General features: G+C 66.5%; 14 protein-coding genes. 13 read left to right on the top strand and 1 reads right to left on the bottom strand.

What is annotated here, in order from left to right; genetic code table 11:
* Positions 1–25: 25 nt before the first annotated feature.
* From pyk to METFAM1_RS0110275, 3 genes are read left to right on the top strand one after another with little or no spacing between them, the layout of a single operon-like run.
* The gene (pyk, locus tag METFAM1_RS0110265; protein ID WP_019919526.1) at positions 26–1474 is read left to right on the top strand and encodes a pyruvate kinase; all 1449 of its coding nucleotides are present in this window, start codon (positions 26–28) and stop codon (positions 1472–1474) included.
* Positions 1475–1491: 17 nt separating this feature from the next.
* Entirely contained in the window at positions 1492–2556 is a 1065-nt protein-coding gene (gene fba, locus METFAM1_RS0110270) for a class II fructose-bisphosphate aldolase (protein ID WP_020163513.1), read from the top strand.
* A 30-nt stretch (positions 2557–2586) separates the two neighbouring features.
* On the top strand, positions 2587–3468 hold the full coding sequence (locus METFAM1_RS0110275) for a phosphoribosylaminoimidazolesuccinocarboxamide synthase (RefSeq protein ID WP_019919528.1): 882 nt from the start codon (positions 2587–2589) through the stop codon (positions 3466–3468).
* 70 nt (positions 3469–3538) lie between these two features.
* On the opposite strand, the gene METFAM1_RS0110280 is transcribed toward METFAM1_RS0110275, so the two are convergent.
* Positions 3539–6223 carry a PAS domain S-box protein gene (locus METFAM1_RS0110280; protein ID WP_019919529.1) on the bottom strand — a complete coding sequence of 895 codons (2685 nt, stop codon included), beginning with the start codon at positions 6221–6223 and terminating at the stop codon, positions 3539–3541.
* 228 nt (positions 6224–6451) lie between these two features.
* On the opposite strand from METFAM1_RS0110280, the gene METFAM1_RS0110285 reads away from it, so the two are divergent.
* From METFAM1_RS0110285 to ubiU, 10 genes are all read left to right on the top strand, one after another.
* Positions 6452–8359 carry a type IV pili methyl-accepting chemotaxis transducer N-terminal domain-containing protein gene (locus tag METFAM1_RS0110285; protein ID WP_019919530.1) on the top strand — a complete coding sequence of 636 codons (1908 nt, stop codon included), beginning with the start codon at positions 6452–6454 and terminating at the stop codon, positions 8357–8359.
* Entirely contained in the window at positions 8356–9033 is a 678-nt protein-coding gene (locus tag METFAM1_RS0110290) for a response regulator (RefSeq protein ID WP_019919531.1), read from the top strand. Before METFAM1_RS0110285 ends, METFAM1_RS0110290 begins: the two co-directional genes overlap by 4 nt.
* 323 nt (positions 9034–9356) lie before the next feature.
* Positions 9357–10604, top strand: a complete 1248-nt coding sequence (locus METFAM1_RS0110295) for an MFS transporter (protein WP_019919532.1) — start codon at positions 9357–9359, stop codon at positions 10602–10604.
* A gap of 22 nt (positions 10605–10626) precedes the next feature.
* On the top strand, positions 10627–12285 hold the full coding sequence (locus tag METFAM1_RS0110300) for an MFS transporter (RefSeq protein ID WP_019919533.1): 1659 nt from the start codon (positions 10627–10629) through the stop codon (positions 12283–12285).
* 39 nt (positions 12286–12324) lie between these two features.
* Positions 12325–16197: a nitrate reductase subunit alpha gene (locus METFAM1_RS0110305; protein ID WP_019919534.1), complete on the top strand. Its 3873-nt coding sequence runs from the start codon at positions 12325–12327 to the stop codon at positions 16195–16197.
* Positions 16198–16208: 11 nt separating this feature from the next.
* Entirely contained in the window at positions 16209–17732 is a 1524-nt protein-coding gene (narH, locus tag METFAM1_RS0110310) for a nitrate reductase subunit beta (protein WP_024300625.1), read from the top strand.
* 23 nt (positions 17733–17755) lie between these two features.
* A complete protein-coding gene (gene narJ, locus METFAM1_RS0110315; RefSeq protein ID WP_027491054.1) occupies positions 17756–18424 on the top strand; it encodes a nitrate reductase molybdenum cofactor assembly chaperone in 669 nt (222 codons plus the stop codon).
* On the top strand, positions 18421–19158 hold the full coding sequence (narI, locus tag METFAM1_RS0110320; RefSeq protein WP_019919537.1) for a respiratory nitrate reductase subunit gamma: 738 nt from the start codon (positions 18421–18423) through the stop codon (positions 19156–19158). Before narJ ends, narI begins: the two co-directional genes overlap by 4 nt.
* 65 nt (positions 19159–19223) lie before the next feature.
* Positions 19224–20006: a peptidylprolyl isomerase gene (locus METFAM1_RS0110325; RefSeq protein ID WP_019919538.1), complete on the top strand. Its 783-nt coding sequence runs from the start codon at positions 19224–19226 to the stop codon at positions 20004–20006.
* A 104-nt stretch (positions 20007–20110) separates the two neighbouring features.
* Entirely contained in the window at positions 20111–21148 is a 1038-nt protein-coding gene (gene ubiU, locus METFAM1_RS0110330) for a ubiquinone anaerobic biosynthesis protein UbiU (RefSeq protein ID WP_019919539.1), read from the top strand.
* Positions 21149–21150 lie beyond the last annotated feature (2 nt).

Here is a 21150-nt window from a genome sequence, read left to right on the forward strand (position 1 = left end):
AAAACAACGAGGAGTCCGCCCAGCCATGCATCGCTTCACCAAAATCGTCGCCACACTCGGCCCCGCTTCCAGCGACCTGGCCACGCTCACCCGCCTGGTCGAGGCCGGGGTCGATGTCGTGCGGCTCAACTTTTCGCATGGCAAGGCGGACGACCACCGTGCGCGCGTCGAAACGCTGCACGCGGTCTGCGCCAAGGTCGGCCGCACGGTCGGCATCATGGCCGACCTGCAGGGCCCGAAGATCCGCGTCGGCAAGTTCGCCGGCAGCAAGGTGCTGCTGAAGGCCGGGCAGAAGTTCGTGTTCGACATCGAGTGCCAGCTCGGTGACGCCGACCATGTCGGTCTGGACTATCCGGAACTGGTGAACGACGTCGAACCGGGCGCCGTGCTGCTGCTCGACGACGGTCGCATCGTGATGGACGTCAAGTCGGTCACCGACACGCAGATCCACTGCACGGTGCGCCACGGCGGCGAGCTGTCGAACAACAAGGGCATCAACCGCCAGGGCGGCGGGCTGTCGGCGCCGGCGCTGACCGCGAAGGACATGGAAGACATCAAGATCGCGGCGTCGCTGAATGTCGACTTCGTCGCGGTGAGCTTCCCGAAGAGCGGCGCCGACATGAAGCAGGCGCGAGACCTGCTGCGTGCTGCCGGCTCCAACGCGCAGCTGATCGCCAAGATCGAGCGCGTCGAGGCGATTCCGGCGCTGGAAGAGATTCTCGAAGCGTCGGACGGCGCCATGGTGGCACGCGGCGACCTCGCGGTCGAAGTGGGCGACGCCGCGGTGCCGGCGATGCAGAAGCGCATCATTCGCGTGTCGCGCGAAATGAACAAGCTGGTCATCACCGCCACGCAGATGATGGAATCGATGATCAGCAGCCCGGTGCCCACGCGCGCCGAAGTGTCGGACGTCGCCAACGCGGTGCTCGACGGCACCGACGCCGTCATGCTGTCGGCGGAAACGGCTTCCGGTCAGTACCCGGTCGAGACGGTCGAGGCGATGAGCCGCATCTGCATCGAAGCCGAGAAGACGGCGGAGGTGAAGCTGGACCAGGAATTCCTGCAGCGCGTGTTCACCCGCATCGACCAGTCGATCGCGATGGCCGCGCTGTTTTCGGCCTTCCACCTGAAGGTGAAGGCGATCGCCACGCTGACCCAGTCGGGCTCGACCTCGCTGTGGATGTCGCGCCTGAACAGCGGCGTGCCCATTTACGCGCTGACACCGGAAGTGCGCACCCGTTACAAGTTGTCGATGTACCGTGGCGTGACGCCGCTGATGATCAAGCTCGATCCGGACGCCGACCGCGACCGCATGCTGATCGACGCCGAGGCCGAACTGCTGCGCAGCGGTGCCGTGAAGGTCGGTGACCTCATCGTGCTGTCCTTCGGCGAGCCTATTGGCGTTCCGGGCGGTACCAATACACTGAAAATCGTCAAGGTCGGGGAGTATCGTCAACTCTCCACCGTAATCTGAACTCGCAGGAGAATCTCATGCCTCTGGTATCCATGCGCCAACTGCTCGACCACGCCGCCGAAAACGGCTACGGCCTGCCGGCATTCAACGTGAACAATCTCGAGCAGGTGCAGGCGGTGATGAGTGCCGCCGACGAAGTCGGCGCCCCGGTCATCCTGCAGGCCAGCGCCGGTGCCCGCAAGTACGCCGGCGAGAGCTTCATCAAGCACCTGATCCAGGCCGCGGTCGAAGCCTATCCGCACATCCCGCTGGTGATGCACCAGGATCACGGCCAGTCGCCGGCGATCTGCCAGGGCGCCATCGATCTGGGCTTCGGCTCGGTCATGATGGACGGCTCGCTGAAGGAAGACGGCAAGACCCCGGCCTCCTTCGACTACAACGTCGACGTCACCCGCCGCGTGGTCGAGATGGCGCACAAGGTCGGCGTCACGGTCGAGGGCGAACTGGGTTGCCTCGGCTCGCTGGAGACCGGCATGGCCGGTGAGGAAGACGGCCACGGCGCCGAAGGCAAGCTCGATCACTCGTCGCTGCTGACCGATCCGGAAGAAGCCGCCCAGTTCGTCAAGGCCACGCAGCTGGACGCGCTGGCGATCGCCATCGGCACCAGCCACGGCGCCTACAAGTTCACCCGCAAGCCGACCGGCGACATCCTGGCGATCTCGCGCGTCAAGGAAATCAACAAGCGCATCCCCAACACCCACCTGGTGATGCACGGCTCGTCGTCGGTGCCGCAGGAACTGCTGGCCATCATCAACCAGTACGGCGGCAAGATGAAGGAAACCTACGGCGTGCCGGTCGAGGAGATTCAGGAAGCGATCAAGTACGGCGTGCGCAAGATCAACATCGACACCGACATCCGGCTGGCGATGACCGGTGCGGTGCGCAAGTTCCTGGCCGAGAACCCGGACAAGTTCGACGCCCGCGAATGGCTGAAGCCGGCGCGCGAAGCCGCCAAGGCCGTGTGCAAGGAGCGCTATCTGCAGTTCGGCTGCGAAGGCCAGGGCAGCAAGATCAAGGCCATCCCGCTCGACGAGATCGCCCGCATGTACGCCAGCGGCAAGCTGGCCCAGACCGTCAACTGATCCATACCGCAGACCGCAACGAAGACCGAAATGGCCGACGCACTGTTCGAATCCAGCATCAAGAGCTTGCCGCTGATCGCCCGCGGCAAGGTCCGTGACATCTACGCGATCGACGACGAGAAGATGCTCATCGTCACTACCGATCGCCTGTCGGCCTTCGACGTCATCCTGCCCGACCCCATCCCGGGCAAGGGCAAGGTGCTGACGGCCGTTTCGAACTTCTGGTTCGGCAAGCTGGCCGGCGTATCGCCCAACCACCTGACCGGCATCGCGCCGGAATCGGTGGTGACGGCGGACGAGCGAGACCAGGTCGAAGGCCGCGCCATCGTCGTGCGGCGGCTCAAGCCGCTGCCGATCGAGGCGGTCGTGCGTGGTTACCTGATCGGTTCCGGCTGGGGCGACTACTCGCGCACCGGCGCGGTGTGCGGCGTGCAGTTGCCGCATGGTCTGCGCATGGCCTCGAAGCTGCCGTCGCCGATTTTCACGCCAGCCACCAAGGCGGCGGTCGGCGACCACGACGAGAACATCAGCTACACGCAGACCGAAGCGCTGATCGGTGCCGCCATGGCGGCCAAGGTGCGTGACACCGCGATCGCGCTGTACAGCGCCGCCGCCGACTACGCGAAGAGCCGCGGCATCATCATCGCCGACACCAAGTTCGAATTCGGTCTCGACGCGGACGGCAATCTCATCCTGATCGACGAGGCGCTGACGCCGGATTCGTCGCGCTTCTGGCCGGCCGACCAGTACCAGGAAGGCAGCAACCCGCCCTCCTTCGACAAGCAGTTCGTGCGCGACTACCTGGAAACGCTGGACTGGAACAAGACCGCGCCGGGCCCGCGCCTGCCGGCCGACATCATCCAGCGCACCGGCGACAAGTACCGTGAGGCACTGACGCGGCTGATCGGCTGACACGCCTTCCGCCCCGACACGACGGAGCGCTCCGCCCTGGCGGACCGCTCCGTTTTCGCATCTGTCATCCTCAAGTACCTGTACGGGGTACCGTCCCGGTCCGCGCCGGCGCGTCGGCCGGCACTGCATCCGCCTGATCGAACGGACGGAAGCCCGCCAGCGTGAAACGGAAGGTGGCACCGCGCCCCGGCGCCGCCTCGACGCAGATGACGCCACCGTGCCGCTCGACGATGCGCTTGACGATGGCCAGCCCCACCCCGGTGCCCGGAAACTCCTCCGCGCCGTGCATGCGCTGGAACACGCCGAACAGGCGGTCGGCGTAGGCCGTATCGAAGCCGACCCCGTTGTCGCGCACGCAGATCGCGGCGATGCCGCGCCGGCGTTCGACGAACACCTCGACCCGTGGCTGCGGACTGCGCGACGAAAACTTCAGCGCATTACCGATCAGGTTCACGAACACCTGCCGCAGCATGGACTGGTCGCCGCTGGCGTGGCCAAGCGGCGACAGCTCCACGCTGGCCACCGGGTACTGTTCGGCCAGATCGGCGACGACGTTGGCCGCCAGCATGTCCAGATTGATTTCGCTGTGCGCCATGTCGACGCGCGACACGCGCGAGAAATGCAGGATGTCGTCGATCAGCAGGCCCATGCGCGAGGCGCCGCGCTGTATGCGCTCCAGCATGTCGCGCCCCTCGTCGTCCAGCACCGCGCCGGCATGCTCTGCCAGCAGATGCGCAAAGCCGTTGATCGCCCGCAGCGGACTGCGCAAGTCGTGCGACACCGAGTACGAGAAGGCTTCCAGTTCGCTGTTCGCCTGCTCCAGCAGCGTGGTGCGTTCGGCCACGCGGCGCTCCAGCGATTCGTTCAGTTCGCGCACCTGGCGCTCGGCGCGCGCCCGTTCCAGCGCCAGCTGGGCGATGTCGACCAGCCGCTCGATCACGTTCTCGTCCGCCCGCCCGGGCCGCCAGGCTTGCGGGTGCAGGATGATCAGTCCGCCCAGCACCGCGCCGTCCTGCGCCGCCAGCGGCAATGCCCACAACGCGCGCAGGCCTTCGGCTGCGAAAAGCCGGCTGCAGCCGGCAAGCTCGGGCGACGTCTGCACATCCTCGCACAGCAGCGGTCGCCGGCCGCGCAGCGCGGCAATCAATCGGCCATCGTCGCCGGTCCCTGCCGGGCTGCGTAGCCAGTCGGCCAGCACGGGCGGCAGATTGGCGCCGACCACATCGACCACGGCACCGGTGTCGGGTGCCAGCGAGAGCACCGCACAGATCGAACTTTCATTGAGCAGGCCCGACACCAGCCGCGCAAAGCGCGACATCACTTCGGACAGCGGCATGGCGGCGGCGATCAGCGACAACAGTTCGCGCTCGGCCACATCGACCTCTTCCAGCCGCTTGCGCAAGGTGATGTCGGCCACGGTGCCGACGACGCGGCTGCTGCGTCCGCTGGCATCGCGCTGCGCCACGCCGCGCAGCAGAAACCAGCGATAGCCGCCGTCAGCATGACGCATGCGCAGTTCCTGCTGGAAGTGATCGCTGCGCCCCTTCAGGTGGCTGGCGACCATGGCCGACCAGGCCTTGCGGTCGTGCGGATGGATGCCGGCGACGAACTCGCGCACGCGCATGCGGCGGCCACCGGCGTCGTAGCCCATGATCTGCGACAGACGTGGCGACACGTACATGCGGTCGCTGCCGGTGATCCATTCGGCCAGCCCCTCGTTCATGCCGCGCAGGGCCAGCGCGTAGCGCTGCTCGCTGGCGCGCAGCGCACGTTCGGCGCGAATGCGCGCGGTGAGGTCGGAATAGGAGGCCACCACCGCGTACGGCCGCTTGCTGCCGGCGTGGAACAGCGGCTGAGTGTTGACGGTCAGCCAGCGCATCTGGCCGGACGCACTCTCGGCGCCAATCACGACGTCGCGTGCCGGCAGACCGTCTGCCAGCGAGCGGATGACCGGGTGCATGTCGCGCGCCAGCGACCGCCCCTGCTCGTCACACAAGGTGAACTCGTCGCTGCCGCCGGGCAGGCCCGCATGGGCCGCATCCAGCCAGGCACAGGATTCCGCCGAACGGTTGCTGGTGAGCACCCGGGCTTGCGCGTCATACAGCACCACGGCCTCTGACAGCGCGCCGAGCAGCACGCGGAAACGTTCTTCGCTCGCGGCCAGCGAGCGTTCCGCCTGCTTATGTCCCGTGATGTCGTGACAGATGACCAGCAGCGCCGGCTGCCCCTGATGGGACAGCGGACGGGTTGCCGCCGACACCCAGCGCACAGAGCCGTCGTGACGGCGCAACGGCAGTTCCACATCGTCGGTGCCACGGCCCTGCGCCAGCACCTCGACCACACGTGACCGGTCTTCGGCGGTCTGGCAGAACTCGGCAATGCTGCGACCACGCAGCGCATCGGGGCTCTCGTTGGCCATCGTGGCCAGGGCGGCATTGAGCACGCGCATGCCACCGTCCGGCAGTGAACAGATGCAGGCGGGCATCGGCAACTCGTGCAGAAGCGCCGCGGTATCGTCGGCCGGCGGAGGCGACGGCACGATCGCTTGCGACGTCGACCCGCTGCGTAACAGCCAGATGCCGCAGGCCACGCACCAGCCCAGCCAGCCTGCCTGTGCCGCCCACGGTTGGTCGATCAGGACGAGGGCGCCGGGTGCCCAGAGCGCCGCCACGCCAAGCGCCAGGCGCGCACGGGAGCGATCGGGTGTGCGGAGCGGGCCGAAAAAACCGGACAGGAGGCCTTTCAACAAGGTCATCCATTTCTCCAGGAGCGAAACGACGAGCGGGATTCTGGCTCGGGGCCGGCGTGCGGCGGCGCTGCTGCACGCACCGGAAGCGGCTGTCTTCGCACCTTCGAGCGGCGGAGGACGAAGACGTTCCGGTCTCAAGGATAGTACAAGGAAATAAGTGCGCGGCAAGACCGCTTGACGTCGATCACGTCGTAGACCTCGAAATTCGCACGCACAGCCCCTAAACTCGGACACATGTCGAAACGAGAACACTGGGGACTGGGCGCCAAGCTGGCTGTCGCTGCGGCGCCGTTCGCCCTGCTCGCGCTGCTGTCGATCACGCTCACGCTGTGGATGTCATGGCAGCTCGATGGCGGCGCTGCCGCCGTGAACGAGGCCGGGCGCATGCGCATGCAGGCTTACCGCATGTCGCTGCTGGTCGCCACCGGCGAACGCGAAGCGCTGCCGCACGCCCGACGCGAATTCGAACGCAGTCTCGAACTGCTGCGTGCCGGCGACCCCGAGCGCCCGCTGTTCATGCCGCTGGACAACGACATCCGGCGCAGCTTCGATCAGGTACGCGGCGACTGGCGTACCTACAGCGAGCGCTGGCTCGACGCCGCACCGCGCGGCAGCGACGGTCTGCGCGACGACACCGCGCGCTTCACCGGGCGCATCGATGCGCTGGTGGCCGGCATCGAGAACCACATGTCGCACTGGACAGCGCTGCTCAACCTGCTGCAACTCGCAACGATGGCGCTGGCCGTGATCGGTGCGGTGGTGTTGCTCTACATCGGCTATCTGTTCGTGCTGGAACCGGTGGGTCAGCTCAAGCAGGCGCTGGAGCGGATTCAGCAGGGCGATCTGGGCGCCCGCGTCGAACGCGGCAGCAGCGACGAATTCGGCACGCTGGCCGACGGCTTCAACGACATGGCGGAACAGATACAGGCCATGTACCGCAATCTCGAAGCCAAGGTGACGTCCAAAACGGCCGAGCTGCAGGAAAAGCGCGAGCGACTGGAGGCGCTGTACGAAGTGACCTCGCTGATCGCCACCGCCCGCTCGCTGGAAGAACTGGCGCGCGGCTTCGTCGGCTACGTCGCGCGCGCCGTGCACGCCGACGGCGTCGCGCTGCGCTGGTCCGATGAATCGAACCAGCGCTACCTGATGCTCGCCTCGCAAGGACTGCCGGCCTACATGACCGACGGCGAGCGCTGCCTGAAGGCGGACGAATGCCATTGCGGCGCGCCGAACGCCCCGCCCTTCGCGCGCGTCATCCCGATCCGTACGATGGGCGGCGAGGCGCTGCAATACTGCGGCGAGGCCGGCTTCGAAACTCTGGTGTCGGTGCCGGTTCGCCTGAAGGACAGGCTGATGGGCGAGGTCGACCTGTTCTTCCACGCCAGCGTGGAGCTGTCCGCGCCGGCCCGTTCGCTGCTCGAAGCGCTGGCGACCCATCTGGCCAGCGGCATGGAGAACCTGCGCCTCAACGCGCTGCAGAACGAAGCCGCGGTATCGCAGGAGCGCAACTTCCTGGCCAGCGAACTGCACGACTCGATCGCGCAGTCGCTGGCCTTCATGAAGATGCAGGTCGAAATGATGCGTGACGCGCTGGCCGCGCACGACGAGACCGCCGCGCGTGCGATGCTGGACGAACTCGAAGCCGGCCTGCGCGAAAGTTCGGGCGACGTGCGCGAACTGCTGCTGCACTTCCGCACCCGCGCCAATGCCGAGGACATCGAAGCCGCCCTGCTCGCCACGCTGCGCAAGTTCGAACACCAGAGCGGCGTGCGCGCCTCGCTGGCGATGCGCGACCACGGACTGCCGCTGCTGCCGGACGTGCAGATCCAGGTGCTGCACATCGTGCAGGAAGCGCTTTCGAACGTACGCAAGCATGCGCGCGCCGGCCATGTCTGGCTCGACGTGCAGCAGCAGCCGCAATGGCGCTTCGAAGTACGCGACGACGGTCGTGGTTTTTCCACCGACGGCGGCCCGCCGGACGAAACCCATGTCGGACTGCGCATCATGACCGAACGCGCCGCGCGCATCGGTGCCCGCATCGAGGTGTTCTCGACCCCCGGTCGCGGCACCTCGGTCATCCTGACGTTGCCTGCCAGCGACCCCACACTGCTCGACCTACAGCCCATGCAGGCCGCCTCATGAACAGTACGCACGACGACACACCGATACGCATCCTGCTGGTCGATGACCACACCCTGTTCCGCCGTGGTCTGACCGCCCTGCTGTCGCGCGACCCGAAGCTGCAGATCGTCGGCGACGCCGCCGACGCGGGAGAGGCGCAGCGGCGCGCCGAGGCACTACAGCCCGACGTCATCCTGCTCGACAACCACTTGCCCGGCGTCAATGGTGTCGACGCGCTGCCGGCGCTGCGCGAGGCGGCGCCGGGCGCGCGTCTGATCATGCTCACCATCAGCGAGGACGGCGAAGATCTGGCCGCCGCGCTGCGCGCCGGCGCCAGCGGCTATCTGCTGAAGACGATGGAGGGCGAAGCGCTGTCGCGGGCCATCCATCGCGCCATGCGCGGCGAGCCGGTGGTGGCCGACGAAATGACCGGCAAGCTGGTCGAGGTATTCCGCCAGGCGGCCACCCCGACGCCCGCTGCGGCCGAGACGCCGCCCCAGAGCGGCGCACTGTCGCCGCGCGAAACCGACATCCTGCGCGGCATCGCCCGCGGCGACAGCAACAAGGTGATCGCCCGCGACCTCGGCATTGCCGAAACCACGGTGAAGATCCACGTGCAGCACATCCTGCGCAAGCTGGGCGTCGCCTCGCGCGTACAGGTCGCCGTCATCGCGGTGGAACGCGGCCTGATCTGACATCGGCACACCGGTTGCCGGGTTCGTCGAAAGCGTGACAGACGGGCGACAGGCCTGCTCGACCGTGCGCAGCGCCACCGTTGCAGTCGCGGCCAAGAGCCGGTCTTGCGGGAGCAAGCTCTGCTCGCGACGAACCCCATGTCGCAGCCGCACTCATTGACCCTGGTCAACCCTCCTCCATTCGGACGATGCAGTAGTTCTTCGGAACTACCCGAACGTCCGCGTCATCGTTCTTCCGCATCGTCCGTGCGCTACCACCGAAGGATGCCGCCGTACTGACCCGCTCCCTAAGATCGCATCAGTCTTAAAGGGAGGATTCCGTCATGACCAGGAAAGGGCAGGCACTGTCGGTGCTGATCGTCAGCACCCTGGCGTTCACCGTGTGCTTCATGGTGTGGATGATGTTCGGCGTGATCGGCATACCGATCAAGAAGGCGCTCGATCTCAACGCCACCCAGTTCGGTCTGCTGACCGCCACGCCGGTGCTCACCGGCTCGCTGGTGCGGGTGCCGCTGGGCATCTGGACCGACAAGTACGGCGGTCGCATCGTGATGACGCTGCTGATGGCGGCCACCGTGCCGGCGATCTGGATGATGAGCTATGCCACCGAGTACTGGCATTTCCTCGTCATCGGCCTGTTCGTCGGCCTGGCCGGCGGTTCGTTCTCGGTCGGCACGCCCTATGTCGCGCGCTGGTTCCCGAAGGAGCAGCAGGGCTTCGCGATGGGCGTGTATGGCGCTGGCAACTCGGGCGCGGCGGTCAACAAGTTCGTCGCACCGGCCCTGCTGGTCGCTTTCGGCTGGACCATGGTGCCGCAGGTGTACGCCGCCATCATGCTCGGCACCGTCATCATCTTCTGGCTGTTCAGCCACAGCGACCCGGCCCACCTGGTGCCGAGCAATGTGCGCTTCGTCGACCAGCTCAAGGCGCTGAAGGACCCGCGCGTGCTGAAGTACTGCCAGTACTACAGCATCGTGTTCGGCGGTTACGTCGCGCTCAGCCTGTGGATGGTGCAGTACTACGTCGGCGAGTACGGCCTCGACATCCGTGCCGCCGCGCTGCTGGCCGCCTGTTTCTCGCTGCCCGGCGGCGTGCTTCGCGCGATCGGCGGCTGGCTGTCCGACAAGTACGGCGCGCACAGCGTCACCTGGTGGGTGCTGTGGGTGAGCTGGATCTGCCTCTTCCTGCTCAGCTACCCGCAGACGCAATTCACCGTCGTCACCATCAACGGTGAGCAGACCTTCCATATCGGTCTGAACGTGTATGCCTTCACCGGCCTGATGTTCATCCTCGGCATCGCCTGGGCCTTCGGCAAGGCCAGCGTGTTCAAGTACATCAGCAACGACTACCCCGCCAACATCGGCACCATCAGCGGCATCGTCGGCCTGGCCGGCGGCCTTGGCGGCTTCGTGCTGCCCATCATGTTCGGTGCCCTGCTCGATCTGACCGGCATACGCTCCAGCGCCTTCATGTTGATGTACGGCGTGGTGTGGGTGTCGCTGATCTGGATGTACTTCACCGAAGTCCGCCGCACCCCGCTGATGGACAGCACGTCCGCAGCCCAGTCCTGAACCGGACACCACGGAGATCATCATGAACGCAAGCACACACGCCGGCACCCGTCCGGTACAGGGCGCCCCCCGCGGCCCCGATGTCGAGGACTGGCGGCCGGAGGACGATGCCTTCTGGGAATCGACCGGCAAGAAGGTGGCCTACCGCAACCTGTGGATCTCGATTCCCGCGCTGCTGTGCGGATTCGCGGTCTGGGGCATGTGGGGCATCATCACCGTGCAGATGCTCAACCTGGGCTTTCCCTTCACCCAGGACCAGCTGTTCACGCTGACCGCCATCGCCGGCATCTCCGGCGCCACGATGCGCATCCCGGCCTCCTTCCTGATCCGCCTGGCCGGTGGCCGCAACACCATCTTCCTGACCACGGCAATGCTGCTGGCGCCGGCCATCGGTACCGGCATCGCGCTGCAGCACACCGACTGGCCGCTGTGGGTGTTCCAGCTGATGGCGCTGTGGTGCGGCGTCGGCGGCGGCAATTTCGCCAGTTCGATGTCCAACATCAGCACCTTCTTCCCGAAGCGGCTGCAGGGCACCGCGCTGGGCCTCAACGCCGGCCTCGGCAACTTCGGCGTGACGACGATGCAGATCGTCATCCCGCTGGTGATGACCGTGCCGCTGCTCGGCGCCTTCGGCGGCGAGCCGATGACGCTGATGAAGGACAGCGGCTGGATCTTCGGCAAGATCGCCGCCGGCACACCGACCTGGATCCAGAACGCCGGCTTCGCCTGGGTGCTGTCGCTGGTGCCGCTATCCATCCTGTGCTGGTTCGGCATGAACAACCTGAAGGCGGTGTCGCCCGACACCGGCAACCCCATCGTCGCCTTCTCGAAGATCACCTATCTGTACACGCTGGCCTTCGTACCCGCGATCTTCATGCTCTATCTGTACCTGCCGGCGCCGACCGGTCTGGGCCTGCTGAACATGTGGGTGGCGATTCCGCTCGACATCATCATGGCGCTGACGGTGATGAAGCTCGCCGCCTTCGGCCCGATGCGCGAAGGCGTGACCCGGCAGTTCAAGATCTTCAGCGACAAGCACACATGGTCGATGACCATCCTGTACATCGTCACCTTCGGTTCCTTCATCGGTTTCTCGATGGCGCTGCCGCTGGCGATGAAGGTGATCTTCGGCGTCAGCCACGTGCCCGATGCCAATGGCGTCATGCAGCACACGCTGCCGAACCCGAACGCGCCCACCGTGCTGGCCTTCGCCTGGATCGGCCCCTTCGTCGGCGCCGCCGTGCGCCCTCTCGGCGGCTGGATCTCCGACAAGTGGGGCGGCTCCATCGTCACGCAGATCATCTCGCTGGTGATGGTCGTCGCGTCGGTGGCGGTCGGTTACGTGATGAAGCTGGCCTACAGCTCGGCCACGCCCGAGCAGTACTTCCCGATGTTCCTCGGCCTGTTCATCGTGCTGTTCTTTGCCAGCGGCATCGGCAACGGTTCGACCTTCCGCACCATCGGCGTCATCTTCGATCGCCAGCAGGCCGGCCCGGTGCTGGGCTGGACGTCCGCGGTCGCCGCCTACGGCGCCTTCATCGCACCGGTGGTCATCGGTGCGCAGATCAAGGCCGGCACGCCCGAGCTCGCGATGTACGGCTTCGCCGCGTTCTACGCGATCTGCCTGTTCATCAACTGGTGGTTCTACCTGCGCCGCAATGCGTACGTGAAGAACCCCTGACCCCATGCCCCCGCCGAGCCCCGCTACAGGAGAGCACACATGAGCCACTTTCTCGACCGACTGACCCACTTCTCCGCCCCGAAGGAGAGCTTCTCGGGCGATCACGGCATCGCCACCGGCGAAGACCGCAGCTGGGAGGATGCCTACCGCGACCGCTGGGCGCACGACAAGATCGTGCGCTCCACCCACGGCGTGAACTGCACCGGTTCCTGCTCGTGGAAGATCTACGTCAAGGGCGGCATCGTCACCTGGGAAACCCAGCAGACCGACTACCCGCGCACCCGCTGGGACATGCCCAACCACGAGCCGCGCGGCTGTGCGCGCGGTGCCAGCTACAGCTGGTACCTTTACAGCGCCAACCGCGTGAAGTATCCGATGGTGCGCGGCCGCCTGCTCAAGAGCTGGCGCGAGGCGCGCCTGAAGCATGGCCCGGTCGAAGCCTGGGCCTCCATCGTCGAGAACGACGCGAAGCGCCGTGACTACCAGCAGGTGCGCGGCCTCGGCGGCTTCGTCCGCTCCAGCTGGGACGAGGTGAACGAGCTGGTCGCCGCCGCCAACGTCTACACCATCAAGAAGCACGGCCCGGACCGCATCATCGGCTTCTCGCCGATCCCGGCGATGTCGATGGTGAGCTATGCCGCCGGCAGCCGCTACCTGAGCCTGATCGGTGGCGTCTGCATGAGCTTCTACGACTGGTACTGCGACCTGCCGCCGTCCAGCCCGCAGATCTGGGGCGAACAGACCGACGTGCCGGAATCGGCCGACTGGTACAACTCGACCTACATCATCGCCTGGGGCTCCAACGTGCCGCAGACGCGCACGCCGGACGCCCACTTCTTCACCGAGGTCCGCTACAAGGGCGCGAAGACCGTCGCCGTCACGCCCGACTACGCCGAGATCAGCAAGCTGGCCGACCTCTGGCTGCACCCGAAACAGGGCACCGACGCCGCGGTGGCGATGGCCATGGGCCACGTCATCCTGAAGGAGTTCTACTTTGGCAGCGCCGCAGAGCGCCGGGCCGCCCCAAGCGAGGCGGACCCCCTCGGGGGGCGGGCGCCGCGCAGCGGCGACCTGGGGGCCGGAAGATCTGCGTACTTCGATGATTACGCGCGCCGCTACACCGATCTGCCCATGCTGGTGCTGCTGAAGGAACACACCCTGCCCAACGGCAAGACGGTGATGGTGCCGGACCGCTACGTGCGCGCCAGCGACTTCAACGGAAAGCTGGGGCAGGCCAACAATCCTGACTGGAAAACGGTCGCCTTCGACGAGAACGGCCGCGTCGTACTGCCCAACGGCGCCATCGGCTTCCGCTGGGGCCCGGACGGCCGCGCCGACGCTGGCCAGTGGAACCTCGAAGCGAAGGAAGCGCGCCACGGCGGCGACGTGAAGCTGAAACTGTCGGTGCTCGAAGGCGATACCACCCCGGTCGAGCACACGCAGGTCGCCTTCCCCTACTTCGGCGGCATCGAGCACGAACACTTCCCGAACAGCCCGCAGGGCGGCGGCGACGTGCTGCTGCGCACGGTGCCGGTGCAGCGCATCGCGCTCGGCAAGGCAGGCGACAAGCGCGACGCACTGGTGGCCACCGTGTTCGACCTGCAGGTCGCGAACTACGGCGTCGGCCGCGGTCTTCCCGGCGACACCGGTGCGAGCAGCTACGATCAGGACATCGCCTACACGCCCGCCTGGCAGGAGAAGATCACCGGCGTGCCGCGCGACCAGATCATCACGGTTGCCCGCCAGTTCGCCGACAACGCCGACAAGACCCGCGGTAAGTCCATGGTCATCATCGGCGCGGCGATGAACCACTGGTACCACTGCGACATGAACTACCGCGGCATCATCAACATGCTGATGATGTGCGGTTGCATCGGCCAGAGCGGCGGCGGCTGGGCGCACTACGTCGGGCAGGAGAAGCTGCGCCCGCAGACCGGCTGGACCGCGCTCGCCTTCGCACTCGACTGGATACGCCCGCCGCGGCAGCAGAACTCGACCAGCTTCTTCTACGCGCACACCGACCAGTGGCGCTACGAAAAGCTCGGCGTCGAGGAAGTGCTGTCCCCGCTCGCCGACAAGTCGCTGTTCGGCGGCAGCATGATCGACTACAACGTGCGCGCCGAGCGCATGGGCTGGCTGCCCAGCGCGCCGCAGCTGAAGACCAACCCGATCCAGGTGGTGCGCGACGCCAACGCGGCGGGCGTCGATCCGAAGGACTACGCGGTCGGCGCGCTGAAGAACGGCCAGCTCGAACTGAGCTGCGAGGACCCGGACGCGCCGCAGAACTGGCCGCGCAACATGTTCGTGTGGCGCTCCAACATCCTCGGTTCCAGCGGCAAGGGCCACGAGTACTTCCTGAAGCACCTGCTGGGCACCAGCAACGGCGTGCAGGGCAAGGACCTCGGCTCGGACGACGCCAAGCCGCAGGAAGTGAAGTGGCACACGGAAGCGCCCGAAGGCAAGCTCGACCTGCTGGTGACGCTCGATTTCCGCATGAGCACCACCTGCCTGTATTCGGACATCGTGCTGCCGACCGCCACCTGGTACGAGAAGAACGACCTCAATACCAGCGACATGCACCCCTTCATCCACCCGCTGTCGACCGCGGTCGACCCGGCCTGGCAGTCGAAGAGCGACTGGGACATCTACAAGGGCTTCGCCAAGAAGTTCAGCGAAGTGTGCGTCGGCCACCTCGGCGTCGAACGCGAACTGGTGCTGACGCCGCTGATGCACGACAGCCCGGCCGAACTGGCCCAGCCCTTCGGCGTCGCCGACTGGAAGCGCGGCGAGTGCGATCTGATCCCGGGCAAGACGGCGCCGCAGATGACGGTGGTCGAGCGCGACTACCCGAACGTCTACAAGCGCTTCACCGCGGTCGGCCCGCTGCTGACCAAGGTGGGCAACGGCGGCAAGGGCATCGCCTGGAACACGCAGGACGAGGTGCGCCAGCTTGGCGAACTGAACGGTCTGGTGACCGATGAGGGCGCGACCAAGGGCATGCCGAAGATCGACAGCGACATCGACGCCTGCGAAGTGGTGATGATGCTGGCGCCGGAAACCAACGGCCAGGTCGCGGTGAAGGCGTGGAAGGCGCTGGGCAAGCAGACCGGGCGCGATCACGAGCACCTGGCCATCTATCGCGAGGACGAGAAGATCCGCTTCCGCGACATCCAGGCGCAGCCGCGCAAGATCATCTCGTCGCCGACGTGGTCCGGACTGGAGAGCGAGAAGGTGTCGTACAACGCCGGCTATACCAATGTGCATGAACTGATCCCATGGCGCACGCTGACCGGCCGTCAGCAGTTCTACCAGGACCATCCGTGGATGCGCGCCTTCGGCGAAGGCTTCGTCAGCTACCGCCCGCCGGTGGACCTGAAGACCACGGCGGCGATCGCTGGCATCAAGAGCAACGGCAATCCGGAGATCCAGCTCAACTTCATCACGCCGCACCAGAAGTGGGGCATCCACTCGACCTACAGCGACAACCTGCACATGCTGACGCTGAACCGCGGCGGCCCGGTGATCTGGCTGTCCGAGGACGACGCGAAGAAGGCCGGCATCGTCGATAACGACTGGGTCGAACTGTTCAACGTGAATGGCGCGATCACCGCGCGCGCCGTGGTGAGCCAGCGGGTCAATCCGGGCATGGTGCTGATGTACCACGCACAGGAAAAGATCATCAACACGCCGGGGTCGGAGATCACCGGTGCGCGCGGCGGCATCCACAACTCGGTCACCCGCATCGTGCTGAAGCCGACGCACATGATCGGCGGCTATGCCCAGCTGAGCTACGGCTTCAACTACTACGGAACCATCGGCACCAACCGCGACGAGTTCGTCGTCGTGCGCAAGATGAAGCGCATCGACTGGCTCGACGGCGAAGCCGCTGCCACCGATACCGCCCACGCCTAAGGAGACATGACATGAAAATACGCGCTCAAATCGGCATGGTGCTCAACCTCGACAAGTGCATCGGTTGCCACACCTGCTCGGTCACCTGCAAGAACGTGTGGACCAGCCGTCCCGGCATGGAATACGCGTGGTTCAACAACGTCGAAACCAAGCCCGGCATCGGTTACCCGAAGGAATGGGAGAACCAGGACAAGTGGCAGGGTGGCTGGATGCGCAAGAGCGACGGCTCGATCGCGCCGCGCCAGGGCGGCAAGTGGCAGCTTCTGATGAAGATCTTCGCCAACCCGCATCTGCCGGAAATCGACGACTACTACGAGCCCTTCACCTTCGACTACGACCACCTGCAGTCGGCGCCCGAAATGAAGGCGGCGCCGACCGCGCGGCCGCGCAGCCTGATCACCGGCCAGCGCATGGAAAAGATTGAATGGGGCCCGAACTGGGAGGAGATTCTCGGCGGCGAATTCTCGAAGCGCTCGAAGGACAAGAACTTCGACGAGGTGCAGAAGGACATCTACGGCCAGTTCGAGAACACCTTCATGATGTACCTGCCGCGGCTGTGCGAGCACTGCCTGAACCCGGCCTGCGTCGCCAGCTGCCCGTCCGGCTCGATCTACAAGCGCGAAGAGGACGGCATCGTGCTGATCGACCAGGACAAGTGCCGCGGCTGGCGCATGTGCGTGTCCGGCTGTCCGTACAAGAAGATCTACTACAACTGGCAATCGGGGAAAGCAGAGAAGTGCATCTTCTGCTACCCGCGCATCGAAGCCGGCCAGCCCACCGTGTGCTCGGAAACCTGCGTCGGCCGCATCCGCTACCTCGGCGTGCTGCTGTATGACGCCGACCGCATCCAGGAAGCGGCTTCGGTCGAACATGACCGCGACCTCTACCAGGCCCAGCTCGACATCTTCCTCGACCCGAACGATCCGAAGGTGATCGAACAGGCCCGTGCCGACGGCATCCCCGATTCGTGGATGGAAGCCGCCCGCCGCAGCCCGGTCTACAAGATGGCGGTGGAGTGGAAGGTGGCGCTGCCGCTGCACCCGGAATACCGCACGCTGCCCATGGTGTGGTACGTGCCACCGCTGTCGCCGATCACCGCCGCCGCCAACGCCGGCCAGGTCGGTGTCAATGGCGAGATTCCGGACGTGAACCAGCTGCGCATTCCGGTCAAATACCTCGCCAACCTGCTTACCGCCGGCGACACGCAACCGGTCGTGCGCGCACTCGAACGCATGCTGGCGATGCGCGCCTACCAGCGCGAGAAGCACGTCGATGGTCGCATCAATACCGCGGCATTGACCCAGGTCGGCATCAGCCAGGCCGCGGTCGAGGACATGTACCACGTGATGGCGATCGCCAACTACGAGGACCGCTTCGTCATTCCGTCGGCCCACCGCGAGTACGCGGAGAACGCCTTCGACGTGCGCGGCGGCTGCGGCTTCTCATTCGGTAACGGCTGCTCGGAAGGCAGTTCCGACAGCAGCCTGTTCGGCGGCAACAAGCGCCGGACCATCCCGATCAAGGCGGTGGTATGACCATTTTTACGACACCGAAGAAAATGACCCACACGCTGCGCGCCTGCGCGCTGCTGATCGGCTACCCGGACGCCAGCCTGCGCGGACTGCTGCCCGACCTGCGCCTGGCGCTGCACGACGAGGCGGCGCTGTCGGCCTCCCGTCTGGCCGAGCTGGATGCGCTGATCGACACGCTGCAGCAGCAGCCCGCGCTCGATGGCGAAGCCGCCTACGTCGAACTGTTCGACCGCGGCCGTTCGACCTCGCTGCACCTGTTCGAACACGTGCATGGCGATTCGCGCGACCGCGGGCCGGCGATGATCGATCTGGCGCAGACCTACGAGAAAGCCGGCCTCTTCCTGTCCGCCGGCGAACTGCCGGATTACCTGCCGGTGGTGCTCGAATTCGCCTCGACCCAGCCGCCGAAGGAGGCGCGCGCCTTCCTCGCCGAAATGACGCACATCCTGAATGCGTTGTTCACGGCGCTGGTCAAGCGCGAAAGCCGCTACGCGAGCGTGGTCGGCGCGCTGATCGAACTGGCCGGCGAACGCGCCCACGCGGTGAAGATCCAGCCCGACGAAGCGCTCGACGACAGCTGGGCCGAACCACTCGCCTTCGACGGCTGCTCCTCGCACGGCCAGGCCAAGCCCGGCACACCGCAGCCCATCAACCTCGTCCGCAAGTCCTCCGCCACTCAAGGAGTACAACCATGACTTCCTGGCTCGACAACCTGCTGTTCGGTTACTACCCCTACATCTGCCTCGCCGTATTCTTCATCGGCAGTCTGCTGCGCTTCGACCGCGACCAGTACACCTGGAAGAGCGATTCGTCGCAGCTGCTGCGCCGCGGCCAGCTCAGGCTGGGCAGCAATCTGTTCCACATCGGCGTGCTCTTCCTGTTCTTCGGGCACTTCTTCGGCATGCTGACGCCGCACGTCGTCTATGAGCATTTCATCGGCGCCGGCGCCAAGCAGCTGGTCGCGATGGTGACCGGCGGCATCGCCGGTCTGCTCGGCTTCATCGGCCTGACGCTGCTGCTGCACCGCCGGCTGACCGAGCCGCGCATCCGCGCCACGTCGAAAACCAGCGACATCGTCATCGCCGTGCTGCTGTGGGTGCAGCTGCTGCTCGGTCTGGCCACCATCCCGCTGTCGGCACAGCATCTGGACGGCAGCATGATGATGCTGCTCGCCGAGTGGGCGCAGCGCATCGTCACCTTCCGCGCCGGCGCGCCGGAACTGCTGGCCGAAGCCGGCTGGGTGTTCAAGACCCACATGTTCCTCGGCATGACCATCTTCCTGGTGTTCCCCTTCACCCGTCTGGTGCACGTGTGGAGCGGCTTCGCCTCGGTGCTGTACGTGTTCCGCCCCTACCAGGTGGTGCGCGCACGCCGGCTCAACCTGCCGGCCGGACACAATCAGCCGCGCCAGCCGGGCGCCGGTGTCTGAGATGATGTGAAGGATGCGTCGCCGCTGCGCGGCGCATCCATTCATAAAAGGATCGAGGAGACACCATGCAGTCCACGCAACAGAGCGGCGGCATCGCCCGCGTCAACGGCATCGCGATCAACGGTGCGGACGAGGACGTTACGCCGGACGAACTGCGCAACCGCGCCTGCACCGAACTGCTGCGCCAGGCCGCCCAGAAGGCCGGCCTGCTTGCGGCCAGCGACGAACAGTCGGCCGACGGCCTGATTTCGGAAGAGGCCGCTACCGCCATCGACACGCTGATCGGTCAGGCGGTGCAGGTGCCGGAGCCATCCGAAGAGGCTTGCCGCCGCCATTACAGTGCCCACCTCGGCCGCTACACCGTGGGCCAGCGCGCACGCATGCGCCACATCCTGTTCGCGGTGACGCCGGGTGTGGACGTCAATGCACTGCGCGGTCGGGCCGAAGCGGTGCTGATCGACGTACGTGCGCACGCCGACGGCGAAGACCCCTTCCCCGACGCCGCCCGGCAGAATTCGAACTGCCCGAGCAGCGAACGCGGCGGCGACCTCGGCTGGCTGGCGCCGGAAGAAGTGGTGCCTGAATTTGCCCGCGCCATCTTCGGCCAGCACGACATCGGTGTACTGCCGCGCCTGGTGCACAGCCGCTTCGGTTTCCACGTGATCGACGTGCAGGAGCGCGAAGCGGGCACCGTGCAGCCCTTCGAGGAAGTGCGCGGCACCGTCGCCGCCTCGCTGCGCCAGCAGAGCTTCGCCACCGCGCTGCGCCAGTACGTCGCGCTGCTGGCCGGTCAGGCCGTGCTCGAAGGCGTGGACATGGACATCGCCGACACGCCGCTGGTGCAGTGACTCAAATCGCGCGGCGCCGTGTGCAACCGGTCTGACCCGGATCAACACGGCGCCGCGCGCGATGCCCACACTGGGCGGCGCCCGCAGTTCCGGACCTTTCCGACATGCAAACATCCCGCACCGCCCACGCAACGCTCCCCCGAAAACCCGCCCTGGTCTGCCCGGCCGGCTCGCTGCGCGCGCTGACGCTGGCCATCGACGCCGGCGCCGACGCCGTCTACATGGGCCTGAAGGACGCCACCAACGCGCGCAACTTCGCCGGTCTGAACTTCGACCTCGCGCAGGCACGCGACGGCATCGCCTACGCCCGCAGCCGCGGTCGCGAAGTGCTGATGGCGCTCAACACCTTCGCCGACGCGCGTGCGCCCGAACGCTGGTTCGCCGCGGTCGATGCCGCCGCCGGCCTCGGCATCGACGCGCTGATCTGCGCCGACACCGCAGTGCTCGCCTACGCGCGCGATCACCACCCCGATCTGCGTCTGCACCTGTCCGTGCAGGCTTCGGCCACCACCTGGGAAGCGATCGATTTCTACCGCGAGCGCTACGGCATCCGTCGCGCCGTGCTGCCGCGCGTGCTGACGCTGCCGCAGGTCGAACAGGTGTGCCGGCAGAGCAGCGCAGAGATCGAGGTGTTCGGCTTCGGCAGCCTGTGCGTCATGGTCGAGGGCCGCTGTGCGCTGTCGTCCTACGCGACGGGCCAGTCGCCGAACACGGCCGGTGTCTGCTCGCCGCCGTCGGCCGTGCGCTGGGAGGACGGCGCCGACGGCGTATCGGCCCGGCTCAATGGCGTGCTGATCGACCGCTACGCGCCGGACGAACCGCGCGGCTATCCGACGCTGTGCAAGGGCCGCTTCGACGTCGACGGCGCGCGCGACTACGCGCTGGAAGAACCGACCAGCCTGAACACGCTGGCGCTGCTGCCGCAGCTGATGGACATGGGCATTGCCGCGATCAAGATCGAGGGGCGACAACGCAGCCCGGCCTATGTCGAACAGGTCACCCGCGTCTGGCGTGCCGCCATCGACGACTGCGCCGCGCAGCCGGCGCGCTTCGGCGTACAGCCGCAATGGACCGCCGCGCTCGGCCGCTGGGCCGAAGGCCAGCAGCACACGCTGGGCGCCTACGACCGGCCGTGGCGGTGAAC

Origin of the sequence: Methyloversatilis discipulorum (genome assembly GCF_000527135.1) — a bacterium.
Taxonomy (GTDB): Bacteria; Pseudomonadota; Gammaproteobacteria; order Burkholderiales; family Rhodocyclaceae; genus Methyloversatilis; species Methyloversatilis discipulorum.